The organism is Yersinia sp. 1252 StPb PI (assembly GCF_048593885.1).
In the GTDB taxonomy this organism is placed as follows: Bacteria; Pseudomonadota; Gammaproteobacteria; order Enterobacterales; family Enterobacteriaceae; genus Yersinia; species Yersinia enterocolitica_E.
The window spans coordinates 1-21,343 of record NZ_JAZGQE010000073.1 but is presented as its reverse complement, the minus strand read 5'-3'; the positions used below and the strand labels follow the sequence as shown (position 1 = coordinate 21,343).

Sequence of the window (21,343 nt, the reverse complement as noted above, 5' to 3'; positions counted from 1 at the left end):
AAATAAAAGAATCAATTTTCATAAATGTCTTCGTTAGCGCCAGATACATTATATGGAGCGGGGAAATAATTCGCATTGTGCATAGGCCCAAAAAAACGCGGCTAAATTATTTAATTGTTGTGTGGCTGTACAGCGAAGTGGGGTTATCATCACAAATACCCGTCGGACTTGAGGTTGCGACGGTGCGAGCGGTCTTGCCGCAACAGCAACTAGTTTGGTTATATTCCAATGAGATTATTTTTAATCCTGATAATAAACTGATCTGGATCAAAATTATCTTTAGTATTCAGATGGGGTAAATAAACATCTAATTAACATTGTCCGGGTTAAATCTCTTTATTATTGTAAATAACTGGGTGAAATAACTGTGCTTAATCGATTCTTCCCGCTATTTATTACTCTTTATCTTCGTGCATTTGCCTATTTAATTATCCCGAAATATCAGCAATGGCACGATTCTTTTGCATTAAAAATTAATTGTAATAATACAACATTATAGACACTATGTTTGTAAGGTTAATGATTTGATAGAGTTGTGAATAGTTGTTGCAAATAATAATTATTTATCCGGCAATGGCGTGACTTCTGGGAAGAAATAAGATGAATCCATTTATTGTGGCTGACGCCGAAAGTTGTATTGGCTGTCGCAGCTGTGAAGTAGCTTGTGTTGTCGCTCATCATGAGGGGACATTCCCTGATAAACCTGACTATTTCACACCTCGGGTGAAAGTATTTAAAGGTAACCAAAGTGCCACTGCGGTCTTTTGTCACCATTGTGAAGATGCCCCTTGTGCCAGCACTTGCCCGAATGGTGCCATCGTTGAGTTGAATAACAGTGTTCAGGTTATTCAGGAAAAATGTATCGGCTGCAAAACCTGCATGATCGCCTGCCCGTTTGGCATGATGACGGTGGTCACCGAGACGGTACAACCTGCGAGTCATCGTCTGGCCGATGCCTATCAACGTACTGAAGCACAGAAATGCGACCTTTGTATTGATCAGCCTGATGGCCCTGCTTGTATCAAAACCTGTCCGACGCAGGCCCTGACACTGGTTGATCAACATTATCTACTCCGGCAACAGCAGCAAAAGCGCCAGCGCACCGCATTGAATGAGCACAATGGCCGTTTGTTCAGTAGTGCTACTTCTGCTGGCGCGGCGCACTCATTCAGCCCACTGAGCAAAAATATTCGTGATGCGGCACCGGTTAATCTATTGCAGCGGCCACGAACACCGCGCCTTGAGCCTAAAAAAATCCCACTGGCGGAGCGTAAGGCAAGTTTTGCCGAGATCTATCTGCCGTTCACTGAAGGCCAAATCCATGAGCAGGCTGAACGTTGTTTAAATTGCGGTGATAAGACCATCTGTCAGTGGACCTGCCCGCTACATAACGCTATCCCGAAATGGATTTCATTGGCTCATCAGGGCCGTATTCATGAAGCAGCTGAGTTATCCCACCAAACCAGTAGTTTGCCAGAGATATGTGGCCGAGTTTGCCCGCAGGACCGTTTGTGTGAACAAGCTTGTACTTTAAACGACCACGATGGCGCAGTGACGATTGGTCAGATTGAACGGCATATTACGGAAACGGCATTAGCCACCGGCTGGCGGCCGGATATGTCGCAAGTCAAACCCACGGGTAAACGTGTTGCTATCATCGGTGCAGGGCCTGCGGGGTTAGGGTGTGCGGATATTCTGGTCCGTAACGGCATTACACCGGTGGTGTTTGATCGTTATCCCGAAATCGGTGGTTTGTTAACCTTTGGTATTCCGGCATTCAAATTAGAGAAAGGTGTGATGACCCGTCGGCGTGAGATTTTTAGCGAGATGGGTGTCGAGTTCTGCCTAAATACCGAGATTGGGCGGGATATCACCATGGAGAGCCTGCTTAGTGATTTCGATGCCCTATTCCTCGGCGTGGGAACATACCGTTCAATGCGCTCCGGGTTGGAAAATGAGGATGCTCAAGGGGTTTAAGATGCATTGCCATTCCTGATCGGCAATACCCAACACCTGATGGGGTACGCGGGCAGTGGTGCTCACCCTTATGTCAGCATGGAAAACCAACGGGTAGTGGTTTTGGGCGGCGGCGATACTGCGATGGATTGTGTGCGTACTTCGTTGCGCCATGGTGCTAGCAGCGTGATTTGTGCTTACCGTCGTGATGAAAAGAACATGCCTGGCTCCAAGCGAGAGGTGAAAAATGCGCGCGAGGAGGGGGCCGAATTTATGTTCAATCTTCAGCCACAAAAGATTGAGGTGGATGAACAGGGGCAGGTTACTGGTATCAAAATGGTTCGAACTGAAATGGGGCAGGCAGATGCTAAAGGGCGGCGGCAGGCCCGCCCAATCACCGGCTCCGAGCACATTATTCCGGCCGACGCGGTAATTATGGCCTTTGGTTTTAGCCCGCACCGTATGTCGTGGCTGGCGGAACACAATGTGGTGCTGGATAAGCAGGGGCGAGTGGTCGCACCGACGATTTCCGGTTACCCGTATCAAACCAGTAACCCAAAAATCTTTGCGGGTGGTGACATCGTGCGTGGCGCAGATCTGATTGTCACGGCCATTGCCGAGGGGCGCAAAGCGGCCGAAAGCATTGCTTATTATCTCAATGTTTTATAACCCCGGCGGCCAGGAGAGAAGATGAACCGATTTGTAATCGCCGATATGACGCAGTGCATTGGTTGCCGCACCTGTGAAATTGCCTGTGTGGTGGCACACAGTACCAATAATAACGCCAGCACCATTACGCCAGAGCAGTTTCATCCGCGCCTGAGTGTAATGAAAAGCTTTGCCGTCAGCACCCCAATCTTGTGTCATCAATGTGAAGATGCGCCCTGCGAGAACTCCTGCCCGAACGGTGCCATTGTCACTGGCAATCATGGGGTTCAGGTAATGGCATCTCGCTGTATTGGCTGCAAAACCTGCATGTTGGTCTGCCCATTCGGGGCGATGAATATGGTTGAGCAGGTAAGCCATGACGCAATGGTCCGGGCGCAAGCGCATAAATGTGATTTATGCCATTCCCGTGAGGCAGGCCCAGCCTGTATAGAAGTCTGCCCAACCAAAGCATTGAAATTGGTAACGCCGATGGCGTTGGAAACGCTACAGCGGGACAGACAATTGCGCGCTGCTCGTGGTGCTGCGCCGGGTATCGTCCGGTAACCTTTGTGGTCATAAGGATAATAAAATGGAAAAGATCCTCACGGTCTGCCCTTATTGCGGCTCTGGATGCAAATTAAATTTATTGGTTGAGGATGGCGAAATTGTTGGCGCTCAGCCGGCTAATGGTGTCACAAATCAGGGGGAGTTATGCCTGAAAGGTTACTATGGCTGGGATTTCCTCAACGATACCCGGTTGCTAACCCCACGACTGAGCGCGCCATTGTTACGGCATAAGCGGGGTGAGGCATTTCAGCGTGTGAGCTGGCAAGAAGCCATTGCCTTTATTACCACCAAACTCAAAGCAATAAAAAAACGCCATGGTGCGGATGCCATCATGATGACTGGCTCCTCAAGGGGGCCAGGCAATGAGGCCAACTATGTGATGCAGAAGTTGGCACGTGCCGCCATCGGCACCAACAATATCGATTGTTGCGCTCGCCTGTGTCATGGCCCCTCGGTAGCCGGATTGCAGCAAACGCTGGGCAATGGGGCGATGAGTAACTCGATTGGTGAGATTGAAAATACCGACTGTGTGTTGGTGTTTGGTTATAACGCGGCTGACTCTCACCCGATTGTTGCCAGACGGATCCTCAAGGCCAAAAACAAGGGAGCCAAACTGATCGTCTGCGATCCTCGCCATATTGAAACCGCCCGTATTGCTGATCAATGGTTGGCACTGAAAAATGGCGCGAATATGGCACTGGTGAATGCCTTTATCTATGTGCTGATTGAAGAAAAACTGTACGACGCTAATTATGTCCGTGCACATACGCGCGGTTTTGAAGACCTGCAAGCTGGAGTGGCAGATTACCGCCCGGAGGATGTTGAACACATTACTGGCTTGCCGGCGCAAGCGGTACGACAGGCCATGCGCACTTATGCTGCTGCTCCGGCGGCCACTATCTTGTGGGGCATGGGCGTCACCCAATGGGGGCAGGCGGTCGATGTGGTTAAGGGCTTGTCTTCGCTGGCGTTATTAACCGGTAATCTGGGGCGGCCAAATGTCGGTGTCGGGCCGGTACGCGGCCAAAATAATGTGCAGGGCGCGTGTGATATGGGCGTGCTGCCCAATACCTTCCCCGGTTATGAGAAAGTGACTGATGATGAAGCCAGAAGCCGCTTCGCTGCTGCCTGGGGAGTGCCTGAGTTACCCGCGCATATTGGTTACTCGATTACTGATGTGCCGCATAAAGTTGCAGAAGGCAAGTTGAAAGCCTATTACGTGTTTGGTGAAGATCCAATCCAGACCGAACCTGATTTGGCTGCAATGCGCGCCGCGTTCGAGGCATTAGAGCTGGTGGTGGTGCAGGATATCTTTATGACTAAAACCGCCGAATTGGCGGATGTGGTACTCCCGGCGACCTCGTGGGGTGAACATGAAGGGGTTTATACCAGCGCCGATCGTGGCTTCCAGCATTTTAACAAAGCCATCGAGCCGAAAGGCGATGTGAAGCCTGACTGGGAAATAATTAGCCTGATATCCACGGCAATGGGTTACCCAATGGCGTATCAAAACACTCGCCAAATTTGGGATGAAATGCGCAACCTGTGCCCACCCTTCTATGGTGCAACCTACGAGAAAATGGCCGGTTTGGGTTATGTTCAATGGCCTTGCCCGACAGAAGATCACCCCGGCACGCCGTATCTCTATACTGATAGCCAGTTTGCTACTGAGGACGGTAAAGGCTTACTCAGTTGTGCACCATGGCAACCGCCCCATGAGCAGACTAACCCTGATTACCCACTGGCACTTTGCACCGTGCGGGAAGTGGGCCACTACAGTTGCCGCTCTATGACCGGTAACTGCGCCACATTGAAGATTCTGGCAGATGAGCCTGGCTATGTACAAATACACCCAGAGGATGCCAGCCAGCTCGGTGTGGTTGATCAGGCACTGATCTGGATCTCCTCGCGGCGTGGCAAAGTGATCGCCCGTGCCAGTGTTACCGATCGAGCCAACCTGGGGGCGGTGTATATGACCTATCAGTGGTGGATTGGTGCTTGTAATGAGTTGACGGTGGATCATGTTGATCCGGTGTCAAAAACACCGGAATTCAAGCATTGTGCCGTTAAGGTTGAGGCGATTAGTGATCAAAACGCGGCGGAGCACTATGTTGAGCAACAATATAGCCAGATGAAAAAGCGCTTATCCGATGCGGCTACCGTGCAGTAATTGATAACCTACCGCGCCAGACCATTCACATGGCTTAGCGCGGCATGGTTTGCTGCAAATGTGCTAAGAACTCAGCGGCGTTCATAAAACCGGTCACTCTGGCGGCGGGAACTTCTTTACCCTGCGCATCAAAAAATAGAATAGTCGGTAAGCCCAACACCTTGAGTTCTTTCAACATCGCCGCATGTTCGGCGCTGTTGCTAGTAACATCAGCCTGAATGAGCACAGTATCCACGAGCTGGCGCTGAACATAGCTATCACTGAAGGTATATTTCTCAAACTCTTTACAGGCCACGCACCAGTCGGCATACAAATCCAGCATCACCGGCTTGCCCTGCGCTTGCGCTAATGCAGCCTGTAATTGCGGCAAATTAGCCACTGGCTGGAAGGTTAAGTGTTTGATTTCAATCTGCTGTGTGTTGCCATTAAAAGCCCAATCCTGTAACGGGCGGGCAGCGATTAACAGTGCTGCCAATAGCAACAACTGTAAGGCCCGCGCCCAGCCAGAATGAGCTTTAAGGCTGAGTACAAATGCCCAGCCGAAGAAGGCGATGGCCAGCAGGCTCCATAAACGCAAGCCCCAGACATCACCCAGTACTCTTTCCAGCAGAAATACCGGCAGCGCCAGAATCACAAAGCCGAAAGCTTCTTTGACATATTGCATCCATGGGCCGCTACGTGGGATCAGTTTGTTGCCAAACAGCGTTACAACTACCAGTGGAATACCCATACCTAACGCATACAAATACAACGTACCGCCACCGGCCAACATATTTCCGCTTTGCGCGATATACAGCAAAATGGCGCTGAGGGGCGCGGTGGTGCACGGCGAGCAAATCAGGCCCGCCAGTGCGCCCATGGCAAAGACACCGGCCAGCGAGCCGCCACGTTGGCTGCTACTCCACTGCACCAACCGGGTTTGCAGTGACGAGGGCAGTTGCAGCGAATAGAGGCCAAACATCGATAGCGCTAATAATACGAACAGCACCGATAGCCCAATCAACACATACGGGTGTTGCAGTGCGGCCTGAAATTGTAAGCCAGCCGCCGCCACCACCAAACCGAGCAAGGTATAGGTCAACGCCATGCCCTGCACGTACACCACCGCCAGTATCAATATTCGCCGCTGGCTGTGGGGCTTTTCACGGCCAAGAATAATGGCGGAAATCAGCGGATACATTGGCAATACGCAGGGGGTAAAGGCGATGCCGATACCAATTAACAGCGCCCATAGTGGTGAGAAGGGTAATTCAGCCGGTATGGGCGCGCTTTCTTGGCGGGGCTGTGCCGTGCCCTGTGGGTTAACGGCGGCGGTTGCAGAGCTTGCGATAACGGCATTAAGCGGCACCACCCGTACTTCTGGCGGGTAACAGAAACCAGCTTCGGCGCAGCCCTGATAGGTGACACTGACACTCGCGCCTTCCGCAGCCTGCGAAATCGGGATTTTCAGCACGAGCTGCTGTTTGAAAATCGCCACTTCGCCGTAGAACTCATCATGATGCGCAATACCCTCTGGCAGAGTAAATTCCCCGAGAGTGGCGTGCTGTGGCACAATTTTTATTTGCTGGCGATACAGATAATAGTCGGGATGAATCTGCCAACTCAGTGTGAGCTGGTCGCCTTGTTGGCGAAAATCAAAGGCAAACGCCCTATCGACCGGAAGAAACCGGCTCTGGCTGCTTTTTTGGCCAAGAGAGGAGCTCTCACCAAATAGTGAAGCCTGTGCGCTGTGCGGTGCGAATAAAGCACTGCACAGCAGCAGAATCAGAGTAATGAAGCGTTGAGCCATGACAGGTAATCTTTATCTCCGCCCCGAACCGGCAGCACCAGTAATTCCGGTGTCTGGTAAGGGTGATGTTGTTTGATGTAACTGAGAAGGGCTTGCTGATGATCTGTATCGCTCTTAAACAAGAGTTGCACTTCATACTCTTGCTGGAGCTTACCTTCCCAATAGTAAATCGAGGTTGCACCGGGCAACAGCGTGGCACAGGCGGCCAATTTCTCACCCAGAACCTGCGCGGCTAAATCTTGCGCGCTGGCTTCATCAGGGGCGGTGCACAATACCACAATTGCATCACAATCAGACATCTTAACCTCATCGGTTGCGCGGCTTATATGACGAAGCGGAGCGTAACGTGCTGAATATACGCGTTACCTGAATACTTGCCTGAATACTATAGCGCGAAGCGTGGGCAGGTCAGAAGATGATTTATGTAACAGTGAGATGGATTCGATGAAAGTTGCCAATGAGCGTTGTAGAGGAAGATTGTTGATGTGAGTGGGGCGCAAATGAATTGCGCCCCGAAACGCTTACAGAACCAGACTGCCCATCACAAAGCCGAAGCAAACGGCCAGCGCCACCCCGATGGTGCCAGGGATGAAGAATGGATGGTTAAACACGAAACGACCAATACGCGTGGTACCAGTGTCATCCATTTGTACCGCGGCTACCAATGTTGGGTAGGTTGGCAGAATAAACAGACCAGACACCGCCGCGAAAGAAGCAATGGCTGCCAGTGGTGACACGTTCAGGGCCATTGCCATTGGCATCAACGCCTTGGCAGTTGCAGCCTGAGAGTACAACAGTGCAGAACAGAAGAAGAAGATAACGGCCAGCAACCATGAGTGGGCCTGAATCAGGCTACCCGCAGTTTCTTTAATCCACTCCAGGTTGTGCTGTACAAAGGTATCACCTAACCAGGCTACACCCAGGATACAGATACAGGCACTCATACCGGCTTTGAAGGTGCTGGAGTTCAGGATTGAATCGGTATCAACCGAGCATACCAGCGTAGTGATAGTTGCCACACTCAGCATGATGATCAGGATGGCGTTAGTGGTATTCATCAGCGGAGTTGCAACCAGACCGACACTTGGGCTGTTGATAATCGCGTAGGCAACCACACAAAGAACGCCGGCCAGGAACAGCAGCACTGACGTTTTAGCCCGTGGCTTGATAACTTTTACAGTGTCGCCACGCAGTGTTACTAAGCCTTCTTCCAAGCGTTTGATATAGATAGGGTCATCAGACAGTTTGGAGTTAAAGCACAAGGATACGATCAGCGACATCACCAGCACCGCACACAGGGTAGAGGGGATGACTATCATCAGCAGATGCAGATAGCTAACGCCATGGCCTTCCATAACGGAAGACATGTAAACCACTGCCGCAGAAATCGGTGAGGCAGTAATGGCTATCTGTGCGGAGACCACTGCTGTGGACAGAGGGCGGCAAGGTTTAATGCCTTGCTCTTTCGCCACTTCTGCAATCACGGGCAGTGCTGAAAGAGAAATGTTACCTGTCCCGGCAAAGATGGTCAGAAAATAAGTCACCAGCGGAGCAAGAATGGTGATGTGTTTTGGATTCTTACGCAGTAACTTTTCAGTTTGCTGTACCAGATAATCCATACCGCCCGCTACCTGCATCGCAGAGATTGCAGCAATAACGGCCATAATAATTGAGATAACATCGAACGGAATGCTACCGGGTTTAACGCCAATCATGGCTAAAACCAAAACACCGATGCCGCCTGCAAAACCGATACCGATACCACCTAATCTGGCCCCTAAAAAAATGGCCAGCAGGACGATGACTAACTCTACGGCTATCATAGTGTTTACTCCTTGATCCAAATGAAAAATTAAAGTTAAAAAATTGTGTTTGCCAGAAAGTAAAAAGGCACGCCGTCCAGAGGAGCATGCGTGCCTTTCAGGGCTACCGGATGATTATTTTATTGTTCATTTTCATCGGTATAACGTTTCGCTTTATAAGCCGGATGCATTAGGTTCTCAACAGAGAAAATGTCGTCCAGCTCAGCTTCAGTCAACAAGCCGCGTTCCAGAACAACTTCCCGCACATTTTTACCGGTTTCTGCACAGATTTTACCCACGATGTCACCATTATGGTGGCCAATGAATGGGTTGAGATAGGTGACGATACCGATGGAGTTAAAGACGTAACGTTCGCAGACCTCTTTGTTGGCAGTAATACCGTTAATGCATTTTTCCAACAGGTTATAACAGGCGTTTGTCAGGATATGGATAGACTCAAACATAGCCTGACCAATCACTGGCTCCATAACGTTCAACTGGAGTTGGCCTGCTTCGGCCGCCATAGTAATGCAAGTGTCGTTACCGATCACCTTAAAACAAACCTGGTTAACGACTTCAGGGATAACCGGGTTAACTTTGGCCGGCATGATTGAAGAACCTGCCTGTAATTCTGGCAGATTGATTTCATTCAGGCCAGTACGTGGGCCAGATGACAGCAAACGTAAGTCGTTGCAGATTTTTGACATCTTAACGGCCAGGCGTTTTAGCGCACTGTGCACCATCACGTAAGCGCCACAGTCAGAGGTAGCTTCGATCAGGTCTTCCGCCGGAACACAAGCCAAGCCACTGATTTCAGATAATTTCTGTATTGCTAACTGTGAGTAGCCTTCTGGTGTGTTCAGCGCAGTACCTATAGCGGTGGCACCCAGGTTAACTTCCAGCAGCAATTCTGCGGTACGTTGCAGGTTCTTGGTTTCTTCTTTTAATAAGATAGCAAAGGCTTTGAATTCCTGACCCAGCGTCATTGGCACCGCATCCTGTAACTGAGTACGGCCCATTTTCAGGATTTTTTCGAATTCTTTGGATTTTCTTTCGAAACCTTCTTTTAACTGATCAATCGCCTCGATCAACTTCATGATGGAAGTATAAACCGCAATGCGGAAACCGGTTGGGTAGGCATCGTTGGTGGATTGGCATTTGTTCAGATGGTCGTTAGGGTTAAGGTATTGATACTCTCCCTTCTGGTGGCCCATCAGCTCCAGACCGATATTGGCCAGAACTTCGTTGGTGTTCATGTTTAAAGAGGTACCGGCGCCGCCTTGGAACACGTCAACCGGGAACTGATCCATGCACTTCCCTTTATCCAGAACTTCATCACATGCCTGAATAATGATATCCGCGATTTTGCGTGGGATAGTGTGTAGCTCTTTGTTCGCCATTGCCGCTGCTTTTTTTACCATGACCATGCCGCGTACAAACTCTGGAACATCACTGATTTTGCTGTTACTGATATAGAAGTTTTCAATCGCACGCAGGGTATGAACACCGTAGTAAGCCTCTGCGGGGACTTCTCGTGTACCTAACAGGTCTTCTTCAATACGAATGTTATTTGACATGAGAACCTTCTCTATTGTGCTGTCTTGTTTTGTATTTGTTAATTTAATAATGCCGCCGTGAGCAATATGATGCCGCTATGAACCTTTAGTGCGGAAAGATTAACCACTCATCTTCTTGCTGACAGGATCATATGCTGCTTAGCGACAAAAAGCCTTGAACTGAGATCACTATATGGTCGGAATTAATCGAGATGATCTGATATCTGTGATTCTTCTCACAGTTAGATTAATTAGTAATAAAAGTATGGCTGCAACTTGAAAATAGAGCCAACCATCACCATTTTACTGTAGTCGACCCACGTTGAAGGGGGAGCTGACGCTGCAATCCGCTAATCGAGGGAAAATGGCGTGTTAGCATCAGCCGGGTCAAGGTTTTCATGGTATCTGTCAGGCAGGTTTACCTGATGAGGGATACTGAATGATTGGAATAAGGAGAATGCGGTGCGTTGGTTACCGTTAGCGCTGATATTTTTATTGGCATATATAGAAATATCGATATTTATCAAGGTTGCAGCCGTATTGGGTGTGTTGGTTACCCTGCTGTTGGTGATCCTTAGCTCCTGTGTGGGGATCTCTCTGGTGCGTAACCAGGGGATAAAAACCTTTATGCAGATGCAGCAAAAACTGGCTGCCGGGGAAAGTCCGGCGGCGGAGATGGTTAAAAGTGTATCGCTGATCCTGGCTGGCTTCTTGCTGTTGATCCCCGGCTTCTTCACCGACTTCCTCGGTTTGTTGCTGTTATTACCACCGATTCAAAAATCGTTAACGCTAAAACTGATGCCACATCTGAATATTTATCGTGGTGGCGGTTTTACTCACAATGGTACTGGCCCAATGGGCGGTGGCAATACCTTTGATGGTGAGTTTCAGCGCAAAGCTGATGACCACTTCACCGTAGAGCATCATCCCGATGAGGATGATAAACCTACAGATAATCGTTTCAAAGATGAGAAGTAAGTTGTGGGCTTATTCTAATGGCCTGTTTATTAATCATAAATTTATAAAGTAAATCACAGGGCTTTCTGTGGTGGGTAGGCAACCGGGGGATGAGAATCTTCCTGCTCAGGGTGAAAAAAAGTGAAATTTTTTTTGTCGCCTCCCTTGAAGGGATGAGAGGCTGCCCCCACTTAGAATGTCACGGTATCGGTTATGAAGGCATACCGATATTAATCCTAAATCTGATACGGACCTTCTCATAGGAGAGCTATCAATGAAAATTCGTCCATTGCATGACCGCGTTATCGTCAAGCGCAAAGAAGTTGAATCCAAATCTGCTGGCGGCATCGTTCTGACTGGCACTGCAGCGGGTAAATCTACTCGTGGTGAAGTACTGGCAGTCGGCAATGGTCGCATCCTGGATAACGGCGAAATCAAGCCGCTGGATGTGAAAGTAGGCGACGTCGTTATTTTCAACGATGGTTACGGCGTGAAGTCAGAGAAGATCGACCATGAAGAAGTGTTGATCATGTCCGAAAGCGACATTCTGGCAATTGTTGAAGCGTAATTCACGCTCTCTAATCTTCTGAACTGAACGAGTTAAGGGAAATACCAATGGCAGCTAAAGACGTAAAATTCGGTAACGACGCACGCATCAAAATGCTACGCGGCGTAAACATCCTTGCTGATGCAGTGAAAGTGACCCTGGGCCCGAAAGGCCGTAACGTAGTTCTGGACAAGTCTTTTGGCTCTCCAACTATCACCAAAGATGGTGTTTCAGTTGCGCGTGAGATCGAACTGGAAGACAAGTTTGAGAACATGGGTGCACAGATGGTTAAAGAAGTTGCCTCTAAAGCGAATGACGCTGCGGGTGACGGTACCACTACTGCAACTGTATTGGCTCAATCCATTATCACTGAAGGCCTGAAAGCAGTTGCGGCCGGCATGAACCCAATGGACCTGAAGCGCGGTATCGACAAAGCAGTTATCGCTGCTGTTGAAGAGCTGAAAAAACTGTCTGTACCTTGCTCTGATTCTAAAGCTATCGCTCAGGTAGGGACTATCTCTGCCAACTCTGACTCCACCGTAGGTGAGCTTATCGCTCAAGCGATGGAAAAGGTCGGTAAAGAAGGCGTTATCACCGTTGAAGAAGGTTCAGGCCTGCAAGACGAGCTGGACGTAGTTGAAGGTATGCAGTTCGACCGTGGTTACCTGTCTCCTTACTTCATCAATAAACCAGAAACCGGTTCTATTGAACTTGAAAGCCCATTCATCCTGCTGGCTGACAAGAAAATCTCTAACATCCGTGAAATGCTGCCAGTGCTGGAAGCGGTAGCGAAAGCCGGTAAACCACTGCTGATTGTCGCAGAAGACGTTGAAGGCGAAGCCCTGGCGACTCTGGTGGTTAACACCATGCGCGGTATTGTTAAAGTTGCAGCGGTTAAAGCACCTGGCTTCGGCGACCGTCGTAAAGCTATGCTGCAAGACATCGCGACACTGACTGGTGGTACTGTTATCTCTGAAGAGATCGGTCTGGAACTGGAAAAAACCACTCTGGAAGATCTGGGTCAGGCAAAACGCGTTGTTATCAATAAAGACACCACTATCATCATCGATGGCGTAGGCGACGAAGCGTCAATCCAGGGTCGTGTTACTCAGATCCGTCAGCAAATTGAAGATGCGACTTCTGACTACGACAAAGAAAAACTGCAAGAGCGTGTCGCTAAACTGGCTGGCGGCGTTGCCGTTATCAAAGTTGGTGCCGCAACTGAAGTTGAAATGAAAGAGAAGAAAGCACGCGTTGAAGATGCTCTGCACGCAACCCGTGCGGCAGTAGAAGAAGGCGTAGTGGCTGGTGGTGGTGTTGCACTGATTCGTGCTGCATCTGCTATCACTAAATCGGGTCTGAAAGGTGATAACGAAGACCAGAACGTCGGTATCAAAGTTGCTCTGCGTGCGATGGAATCTCCACTGCGTCAGATAGTGGTTAACGCCGGTGAAGAAGCCTCTGTTATCGCGAACAACGTTAAAGCGGGTTCAGGTAGCTACGGCTACAACGCTTATACTGAAGAATACGGCGACATGATCGCGATGGGTATCTTGGATCCAACTAAAGTGACTCGTTCTGCTCTGCAGTACGCAGCCTCTATTGCTGGTCTGATGATCACTACCGAGTGCATGATCACTGACCTGCCACGTGATGACAAAGGCGGTGATATGGGCGCTGGCGGCATGGGTGGTATGGGCGGCATGGGCGGCATGATGTAATGCTGCCAACCTTTGAGCTGCCATTAGATTGGTAGCAAAAGGGACAAGCTGTTGATGAAAGCGAGTGGGGTGACCTGCTCGCTTTTGTTTTATCTATTGCCACCAAAATCTGCCATAACGCTACTCCGTGTTATCCTATACTCAGTCTTTTCTGGTTCAAATTTCGTAACCAACCATCATAAAAGCGGTTTTATTTCATTCAGTGTGATGATTGCAGGACTTTTTTTAGTCGTGGCAGTAATTTAATGTGTAAACTGTTAATCATTAACCATCAGGCTCGACATCGAGTATTTGGATAATTTCGGCAACGGATGCCTAAGCGGCAGCGGTGCTTTCTGGTAATCTTTAGCGTGATTCTCAACTTCGAATGGGGAAAAAAATGCGGATTAAAGTGTTACTTGGCCTTTCAGCAGCGCTGTTGCTGGCGGGTTGTAGCTCCACTAACCAATTAAGTTCGGCGGGTGAGCAAGTTAAATTCTCTGATACCAAGCCTGGTGCTGAATGTCAGTTGGTCGGCCAGGTGGCTGGTACTCAGAGTAACTGGTTCTCAGGTGGTGGCGGTGAAAGCAGTTCTATGCGTGGGGCAGCAAATGACCTACGTAATAAAGCAGCAGCAATGGGCGGCAACGTAATTTACGGTGCTACCAGCCCGAGCGAAACCTTCTTATCAAGCTTTGCACCACTAGATAGCAAAATGGTTGGTGAAGTTTATAAGTGCCCTTGATAGCTCAAGCAATAATTTAAATAAAGCAGGGGATGCCATGGCATCCCCTGTTTGTTACAGCCGTCATCTTTCAAGTTACAGATGTGTTGGCTGCACTCGTTACTCGGCCCATCCATGGGCCTCGCCTCTACAAGGCCGCTGCAAGCCGCGTTCAAATCTGCTCCCGGCAGATTTATCACCCGAATTATTCATCCTGCATCAATCGGAGATCCAGCGGGGTCTTGCTCGGTTGACCGCCGATTTCCCGTGCTAAACGGGGAACCAAATAGCCGGATACGCGGCTTAGCAGGCCTTTCATTAATAGCCGTGCTTCGTCATCATCGACCATAAAGTGAGCCGCACCTTGCACTTTATCCAGTACATGAATGTAGTAAGGCAGAATACCAGCATCAAACAAGGCATTGCTTAATGTTGCCAATACCTCGGCATCATCATTGACCCCTCGCAACAGCACACTCTGATTTAAGAGGGTTACACCCGCCCGTTTGAGCTGTGCCATACTGTCCCGCAAAGGCTGATCGATTTCATTGGCGTGGTTTATATGTGTAACCATCAGCACTTGTAATCGAGAATCACCCAGCCGCTGACATAGCGCCGCAGTGATACGGTCAGGGATAACCACCGGTAACCGGGTATGGATGCGTAAGCGCTTGATGTGAGCTATGTTTTCCAGCTCATCCAGCAACCAACTGAGCTCGTGGTCTTTCGCCATGAGTGGGTCACCGCCGGAAAAGATGATCTCGTCTAGCTCTGGGTGCTGGCGGATATAATCCAGTGCCTGATGCCAATTGGCTTTGTTGCCTTGGTTATCCTGATAAGGGAAATGGCGGCGGAAACAATAGCGGCAATTGACGGCACAGCCGCCTTTTACCAGCAGCAGTGCGCGGTTGCGATACTTGTGCAACAAGCCGGGTACGACGCTGCGTTGTTCATCAAGTGGGTCATTGGTAAAACCGGGTACTGCGATAAACTCTTCGCGTGCGGTCAGCACCTGAAGCAATAATGGGTCAGACGGATCTCCCTGCCGCATACGCGCAACAAAAGCGCGAGGTACTCTGAGAGGGAATAAACGACGAGCCTCAATACCTTGTTGCAGGTTAGGGTGTTCATTTAAGGAAAGAATTCTTAGCAATTCGGCCGGATCAGTAATTACATCGGCGAGTTGTTGCAACCAATCTTCTCTAATTGGCATGTTTCGGGTTACAATACTTGCCATTTTTTAGGCTTAACTACCAGTTTCTTGAGGACCATTATGGCCACTTATTATAGCAACGATTTTCGTCCCGGTCTTAAAATCATGTTCGAGGGCGAGCCTTACGCAGTTGAAGCCAGCGAGTTCGTAAAACCAGGCAAAGGCCAAGCTTTTGCTCGTGTTAAAATGCGCCGCCTGCTGACCGGTTCACGCGTTGAAAAAACCTTTAAATCTACTGACTCAGCCGAAGGCGCAGACGTTAACGATTTGAACCTGACTTACCTGTACAACGACGGTGAGTTCTGGCACTTCATGAATAACGAGACTTACGAGCAGTTGCAAGCTGATGCCAAAGCCATTGGCGATAACGACAAATGGCTGATTGATCAGGCTGAATGTATCGTGACTCTGTGGAATGGTCAGCCTATCGCTGTCAGCCCACCAAACTTTGTTGAACTCGAAATCACTGACACTGACCCTGGTCTAAAAGGTGACACTGCCGGTACCGGTGGTAAGCCTGCAACTCTGAGTACCGGTGCCGTAGTCAAAGTGCCATTATTCGTACAGGTTGGCGAAGTTATCAAAGTTGATACCCGCTCTGGCGAATATGTTTCTCGCGTTAAGTAAGTCTTAATAAATAAGATACGCTGGGAATGAAAGAAAACCGCTTAAACGCGGTTTTCTGCTATCTGGGCCTGTCGGATGTGGGTTTTATCGATAGCGCACTGTTGTGCTGTTAATTGAGTCGGAAAAAGTGCAATGCTGTTTTTTTGACTATCCTTATAAGGTGAGTAAGCCAAATGCCCTATAAGGAGCCTTTATAATGTTGAAGAAAAGCATCGCCATTATTTTTTCATTGTTGGTTATCTCTTCATTGAGTGCCTGCAACACCACGAAAGGTGTTGGCAAAGATGTTCAAAGTGCAGGTAGTGCGATTGAACGTAGCGCTGAATAAACGTCTGTTTATATTCTTAACGGCGGCGATTGCCGCCGGATTTGTTTTTGATCGGTCATAATATTGCTGCTTATTATTTAGCATGATAACGTATCCTTCTTACCTTTCTGCTGTTCGGGACGACCTGGGCACGCATCTGTTTTTCGGGGACGACCCCGCCTGAGCGAGGTGGTTACCATGGCTTGGATTATTCTGGTTATTGCTGGTTTATTAGAAGTTATTTGGGCTATTGGCCTGAAGTATTCTCATGGTTTTACGCGGCTGACACCCAGTGTTATCACTCTGGTGGCGATGGCCGCCAGTGTCTTTTTACTGGCCTATGCCATGAAAACGTTGCCGGCAGGCACGGCCTATGCGGTTTGGACCGGTATTGGTGCGATAGGTACTGCTATTTTAGGTATTGCACTGCTTGGGGAGTCTGCCAGTTTGGCGCGGGTGTTTAGCTTGGGGCTGATTTTGGCCGGAATTATCGGCTTGAAGTTGGCGTCATAACAGGTAGGGGCCTTTAGCGCTTTCGAAATGAAAAGCAGATCGGGTTATAGTTCGATCTGCTGTTACAGATTGAAGGCTAAAACACAGCATTATTACTTGTTAATCTCTGCGCTCGGCCCTTCCTGCTTAACCCATATCAACTGATCAACCGGGAAACCATAATTCCTCGCTACGGCAACCAAGCGATCGCGGGTCTGAGTATCAATCGTTGGCGTACGGGATAAAATCCACAAATAATCCCGATTAGGGCCGGCAATTAAGGCATGCTGATATTTATCATCTAAATCAATGACATTATAGCCACCATAGAAAGGTCCAAAGAATGACACTTTAAGCGAGGCTTGTTGGGGGGAACCAATAAAATAGGCTTTGCCGATACTCTCCTGCCATTGCTGCTTCTGCGGGTTATAACCCCGGTTAATGACTTTTACACCACCATCATCTCGGGGCGTGTAATTAGCGGTGACCCTCTCCAATCCACGTTCAAAAGAGTGGTCCAACCGGGCTATTTCATACCAGGTGCCGAGGTAGCGAGGGAGTTGGAAGTTATCAACCACTTTCACGTCTTTAGGCGGGGTCACGCTACAGGCGACCGAAAGCAGAGTTGCAGTTAATACGGATAGTTTTGACCACAGGCGCATTGGCGTTCCTTAGTTTTCTGATAATTACTCTATGGTTGAGAATAGCTATCAGTTATCAGGGGCGCAAATAGATGAATCTGAGTTATTAGCTGAGTGCGGAAAAAAACGGCCCGCTAAAGAGCAGGCCGCAGATCAGGCATGAATAATTACAGCGTCAGGACACCGATGATAGTGACCACACTCAGAATGGCTGCCAGACCATAGAATACCCATTTCCCGGCAGGGACATGGATTTTCAAATCATGCATGGCGTGATGGATACGGTGTAAACCGCACCACAGTGGCAGAATAATCATCAGCAGCAGGAAGACCCGGCCAATGAAACTCTGACAGAATGCCAGAATACGCTCATAACTCAACGCATCACCAGGGAAGGCACCCAGCGGCAGCAAAATGGCAACCAGCAGAATTACCGCCGGTGCAATGATTGCACTCCACATACCACCCGCGCCAAACAGACCCCAGAAGATAGGTTCATCGGAGCGTTTAGGGACTTGATTCATCTTGTTCTCCTCCGAGTTAGAGTAAGGCAACGGCCAGAATAATCGCGGTAGCCACGACAGTCACAACCCACAGTGCCTTGATAATTGGCTCTGGACCCATTTTTTCGCTATTAACGATAATATTGGCGGCTTTCGGTGCCAGTTCAAACCAGGTTTTGGTATGCAGCACAGCGGCCAATAACGTAATAATATTGAAAAGTAACACCAGTGGGTTTTGCAGGAAACCAACGAAGCCTTCCCACCCCGCCGGGCCACTTTTCAACGCGAACACGCCGTAAATCAACAGAACACTGAACCATACTGTCGGAATCGATGTGCCTTCGCGCACCATATAAAAACGGTAGAAACCGAGCTTCTGCCACCAGTTTGGGGCCATGGTGCGGACATAAGCTTTACGTTTAGTAGTCATTACTGTCTCCCCTCCCTTATTGTGGTTTAAGCATGGCGATCATGAAGTCTTTAGCACTCTCGACCTTGCCTTGTTGGATAGCAGCAGCCGGATCAACGTGTTTCGGACAAACTTCAGAGCAGTAGCCAACGAAGGTACAGCTCCAAACACCATTTTTACCGTTAAGCTGTGGCATACGCTCTTTTTTACCGTGGTCACGGTTATCTAAATTGTAACGGTGCGCCAGGGTAATAGCTGCCGGGCCGATAAACTCAGGATTCAAGCCAAACTGCGGGCAAGCGGCATAGCACAAGCCACAGTTAATACAGCCGGAGAACTGATGGTATTTCGCCATCTGAGCCGGAGTCTGCTTATTCGGGCCGTCTTGCGGTTTCCGCTCGTTACCAATGATGTAAGGTTTGATAGCTTCCAGACTCTCAATAAAGTGAGTCATATCAACGACTAAATCACGTTCAATCGGGAAGTTACCCAGTGCTTCGACTTTCATTCCGCCAGTGTATTCGCGCAGGAAAGTCTTACAGGCAAGTTTTGGAACCTTATTGACCATCATGCCGCATGAGCCGCAAATCGCCATTCGGCAAGACCAGCGATAAGAGAGGTCCGGTGCCAGGTTATCTTTGATGTAGCCCAACGCGTCAAGCAGAGAGGTCTGCTCATCATAAGGTACTTCAAAGGTTTCGAAGTGAGGTTCGCTATCACATTCCGGGTTATAGCGCATGACCTCCATTTTCAGGAGTTTCATATCAGTCATTCGCCTGCTCCTTATCCTTCAAATCTTTTGCATCTTTCGCATCTTGTGCGGTGGCTTCGCCACCATAAACACGTTTTGCCGGTGCCAGCTTGGTAATCTTAACGTCGCTGTATTCAAGGCGTGGGGCGCCACCCGGAGTATGGAAGGCCAGCGTGTGTTTGAGGAAATTAACATCATCACGCTCGGTGCAGCCTTCATCCAGACGCTGATGCGCGCCACGGGATTCTTTACGGTTAAGTGCAGAGTGAGCCATACATTCAGCCACATCCAAGCCGTAACCCAGCTCAATGGTGTACAGCAAGTCAGTATTGAAAACACTGGAGGTATCGGTGATTTTCACGCGTTTGAAGCGCTCTTTCAACTCGGCCAGTTTATCCACCGTTTTCTGCATCAGTTCTGGTGTGCGGTAAATACCGCAACCTTCTTCCATTGACAGACCCATCTCATCGCGGATTTTAGACCAATTCTCGGTCCCTTCCTGTTTCATGAGGTTACTTAGGCGGGTTTCCACATCACGGGTTTGTGCATCTAGCGCACTGCCATTTGCCGGGCCGGTTTCCATGGCACGCGCTGCTGCTTGTTCACCGGCAACACGACCAAATACCACTAACTCAGCCAGTGAGTTAGAACCTAAGCGGTTAGCGCCATGTAAGCCAACAGAAGAACATTCACCTACCGCGAACAGCCCTTTGATACGGGTTTCGCACTGTTGGTTGGTTTCGATACCACCCATGGTGTAATGCGCAGTTGGGCGCACTGGGATGGGTTCTTTGACCGGGTCGACACCGACATAAGCTTTTGCCAGTTCACAGATGAACGGCAAGCGCTCAAGCAGTTTTTTCTCGCCCAAATGGCGCAGATCCAGATAGACCACATCACCACGTGGCGTGGCGATGGTGCGGCCAGCACGCCATTCATGCCAGAAGGCTTGCGAAACTTTATCGCGTGGGCCTAATTCCATGTATTTGTTTTTGGGTTCACCGAGTGGGGTTTCTGGTCCCATCCCATAATCCTGCAAATAACGGTAGCCGTCTTTATTGACCAGAATACCGCCTTCACCACGACAACCTTCGGTCATCAGGATGCCAGAACCTGGCAAGCCAGTTGGGTGATATTGCACAAATTCCATATCTCGCAGCGGAACGCCGTGGTGAAATGCCATCCCCATACCATCACCGGTAACAATACCACCGTTGGTGTTATAACGATAAACTCGGCCTGCGCCACCGGTCGCCATGATTACCGCGTTCGCACGAATTTGTACACGGGTGCCTTCCATCATATTCATGGCAACTACGCCGCGTGCCTGACCGTCATCGACCAGAATATCTAACACGAAATGCTCATCAAATCGTTGAATTTGTGGATATTTCAAAGATGTCTGGAACAGTGTGTGCAGCATATGGAAGCCGGTTTTATCGGCAGCAAACCAGGTGCGCTCAATTTTCATCCCACCAAAACGGCGAACGTTAACCGAGCCATCAGGTTTGCGGCTCCATGGGCAGCCCCAAATTTCTAGCTGTGCCATTTCTTGCGGGCAACTGTGGACAAAATGGTCAACAACATCTTGTTCGCATAGCCAGTCACCACCGGCTACCGTGTCGTGGAAATGATAGTCAAAGGTATCGTGGTCTTGTGTGACGGCGGCTGATCCCCCTTCGGCGGCCACAGTATGGCTACGCATCGGGTATACTTTCGAGATCAGAGCAATCTTCAGTTGGGGGTTGGCTTCCGCTGCGGCTATTGCTGCACGTAAACCAGCGCCTCCGGCCCCGATAATAGCAAGATCGGCGTTAAAGGTTTGCACTGCGCTTCTCCATTGTTCAAGTGAAATACTCGTCATACTTCAAGCTACATGTGCGTAGGCTGCTTTCATTCACCCGAATCATTGACTGGTGTCAACTCATCGGAACTCATTCAATTGCCGCCTTCCTGTAACTCGAATTATTTTGGGTATCTAATT

The 21,343-nt window shown here is 49.3% G+C and carries 20 protein-coding genes and 2 pseudogenes; 12 read left to right on the top strand and 10 right to left on the bottom strand.

Annotated elements, in window-relative coordinates; all coding sequences use genetic code 11:
• The 5 genes and pseudogenes from V2A85_RS12405 to fdhF form a co-directional block, all read left to right on the top strand.
• Nucleotides 1-299, top strand: a 299-nt coding sequence (locus V2A85_RS12405; protein ID WP_420071546.1) for a hypothetical protein, incomplete at its 5' end; no start/stop codon positions are given.
• A gap of 301 nt (nt 300-600) precedes the next feature.
• A pseudogene (locus V2A85_RS12400) lies at nt 601-1,047 on the top strand (4Fe-4S binding protein); the annotation flags it as partial.
• Nucleotides 1,048-1,215: 168 nt separating this feature from the next.
• Nucleotides 1,216-2,625: pseudogene (locus V2A85_RS12395) on the top strand (FAD-dependent oxidoreductase).
• Nucleotides 2,626-2,646: 21 nt separating this feature from the next.
• Entirely contained in the window at nt 2,647-3,168 is a 522-nt protein-coding gene (locus V2A85_RS12390; protein ID WP_420071545.1) for a 4Fe-4S dicluster domain-containing protein, read from the top strand.
• A gap of 25 nt (nt 3,169-3,193) precedes the next feature.
• Entirely contained in the window at nt 3,194-5,341 is a 2,148-nt protein-coding gene (gene fdhF, locus V2A85_RS12385) for a formate dehydrogenase subunit alpha (RefSeq protein WP_420071544.1), read from the top strand.
• Between the two features lie 34 nt (nt 5,342-5,375).
• Here the strand turns inward: fdhF and V2A85_RS12380 are convergent, their stop codons facing one another.
• The 4 genes from V2A85_RS12380 to aspA form a co-directional block, all read right to left on the bottom strand.
• The gene (locus V2A85_RS12380) at nt 5,376-7,130 is read right to left on the bottom strand and encodes a protein-disulfide reductase DsbD (RefSeq protein ID WP_372557808.1); all 1,755 of its coding nucleotides are present in this window, start codon (nt 7,128-7,130) and stop codon (nt 5,376-5,378) included.
• Nucleotides 7,106-7,429, bottom strand: coding sequence for a divalent cation tolerance protein CutA (gene cutA, locus V2A85_RS12375; protein WP_420071543.1), 324 nt, complete (start codon nt 7,427-7,429; stop codon nt 7,106-7,108). The genes V2A85_RS12380 and cutA overlap by 25 nt, the downstream gene beginning before the upstream one ends.
• A gap of 222 nt (nt 7,430-7,651) precedes the next feature.
• Nucleotides 7,652-8,953, bottom strand: a complete 1,302-nt coding sequence (locus tag V2A85_RS12370) for an anaerobic C4-dicarboxylate transporter (RefSeq protein ID WP_083161011.1) — start codon at nt 8,951-8,953, stop codon at nt 7,652-7,654.
• A gap of 119 nt (nt 8,954-9,072) precedes the next feature.
• Complete coding sequence (gene aspA / locus V2A85_RS12365; protein WP_372557810.1) at nt 9,073-10,509, bottom strand: aspartate ammonia-lyase; 1,437 nt, start codon at nt 10,507-10,509, stop codon at nt 9,073-9,075.
• Between the two features lie 441 nt (nt 10,510-10,950).
• Here aspA and V2A85_RS12360 point away from each other — a divergent pair, with 441 nt between their 5' ends.
• The 4 genes from V2A85_RS12360 (at nt 10,951) to V2A85_RS12345 (ending at nt 14,437) form a co-directional block, all read left to right on the top strand.
• Nucleotides 10,951-11,466, top strand: a complete 516-nt coding sequence (locus V2A85_RS12360; protein ID WP_083161007.1) for an FxsA family protein — start codon at nt 10,951-10,953, stop codon at nt 11,464-11,466.
• Between the two features lie 253 nt (nt 11,467-11,719).
• On the top strand, nt 11,720-12,013 hold the full coding sequence (locus tag V2A85_RS12355; RefSeq protein WP_048618980.1) for a co-chaperone GroES: 294 nt from the start codon (nt 11,720-11,722) through the stop codon (nt 12,011-12,013).
• A gap of 47 nt (nt 12,014-12,060) precedes the next feature.
• Nucleotides 12,061-13,713, top strand: coding sequence for a chaperonin GroEL (gene groL / locus V2A85_RS12350; protein WP_083161005.1), 1,653 nt, complete (start codon nt 12,061-12,063; stop codon nt 13,711-13,713).
• Between the two features lie 379 nt (nt 13,714-14,092).
• Nucleotides 14,093-14,437 (top strand): DUF4156 domain-containing protein, encoded by a 345-nt coding sequence (locus V2A85_RS12345; protein WP_032906818.1) that lies wholly within the window; start codon nt 14,093-14,095, stop codon nt 14,435-14,437.
• A gap of 184 nt (nt 14,438-14,621) precedes the next feature.
• On the opposite strand, the gene epmB is transcribed toward V2A85_RS12345, so the two are convergent.
• Nucleotides 14,622-15,653, bottom strand: coding sequence for an EF-P beta-lysylation protein EpmB (epmB, locus tag V2A85_RS12340; protein WP_372557812.1), 1,032 nt, complete (start codon nt 15,651-15,653; stop codon nt 14,622-14,624).
• 36 nt (nt 15,654-15,689) lie between these two features.
• Here epmB and efp point away from each other — a divergent pair, with 36 nt between their 5' ends.
• The 3 genes from efp (at nt 15,690) to sugE (ending at nt 17,076) form a co-directional block, all read left to right on the top strand.
• A complete protein-coding gene (gene efp, locus V2A85_RS12335; protein WP_083161001.1) occupies nt 15,690-16,256 on the top strand; it encodes an elongation factor P in 567 nt (188 codons plus the stop codon).
• Nucleotides 16,257-16,452: 196 nt separating this feature from the next.
• A complete protein-coding gene (locus V2A85_RS12330; protein WP_004392446.1) occupies nt 16,453-16,584 on the top strand; it encodes an entericidin A/B family lipoprotein in 132 nt (43 codons plus the stop codon).
• 177 nt (nt 16,585-16,761) lie between these two features.
• Entirely contained in the window at nt 16,762-17,076 is a 315-nt protein-coding gene (sugE, locus tag V2A85_RS12325; RefSeq protein WP_050085676.1) for a quaternary ammonium compound efflux SMR transporter SugE, read from the top strand.
• A gap of 92 nt (nt 17,077-17,168) precedes the next feature.
• Here sugE and blc read toward each other — a convergent pair whose 3' ends face one another.
• The 5 genes from blc to frdA form a co-directional block, all read right to left on the bottom strand.
• The gene (gene blc / locus V2A85_RS12320; RefSeq protein ID WP_420071542.1) at nt 17,169-17,717 is read right to left on the bottom strand and encodes an outer membrane lipoprotein Blc; all 549 of its coding nucleotides are present in this window, start codon (nt 17,715-17,717) and stop codon (nt 17,169-17,171) included.
• Between the two features lie 146 nt (nt 17,718-17,863).
• On the bottom strand, nt 17,864-18,220 hold the full coding sequence (gene frdD / locus V2A85_RS12315; RefSeq protein ID WP_372557814.1) for a fumarate reductase subunit FrdD: 357 nt from the start codon (nt 18,218-18,220) through the stop codon (nt 17,864-17,866).
• A gap of 16 nt (nt 18,221-18,236) precedes the next feature.
• Nucleotides 18,237-18,629: a fumarate reductase subunit FrdC gene (frdC, locus tag V2A85_RS12310; protein WP_372557815.1), complete on the bottom strand. Its 393-nt coding sequence runs from the start codon at nt 18,627-18,629 to the stop codon at nt 18,237-18,239.
• 16 nt (nt 18,630-18,645) lie between these two features.
• The gene (locus tag V2A85_RS12305; protein WP_372557816.1) at nt 18,646-19,380 is read right to left on the bottom strand and encodes a succinate dehydrogenase/fumarate reductase iron-sulfur subunit; all 735 of its coding nucleotides are present in this window, start codon (nt 19,378-19,380) and stop codon (nt 18,646-18,648) included.
• Nucleotides 19,373-21,187: a fumarate reductase (quinol) flavoprotein subunit gene (frdA, locus tag V2A85_RS12300; RefSeq protein ID WP_372557817.1), complete on the bottom strand. Its 1,815-nt coding sequence runs from the start codon at nt 21,185-21,187 to the stop codon at nt 19,373-19,375. Before frdA ends, V2A85_RS12305 begins: the two co-directional genes overlap by 8 nt.
• Nucleotides 21,188-21,343: the final 156 nt, after the last annotated feature.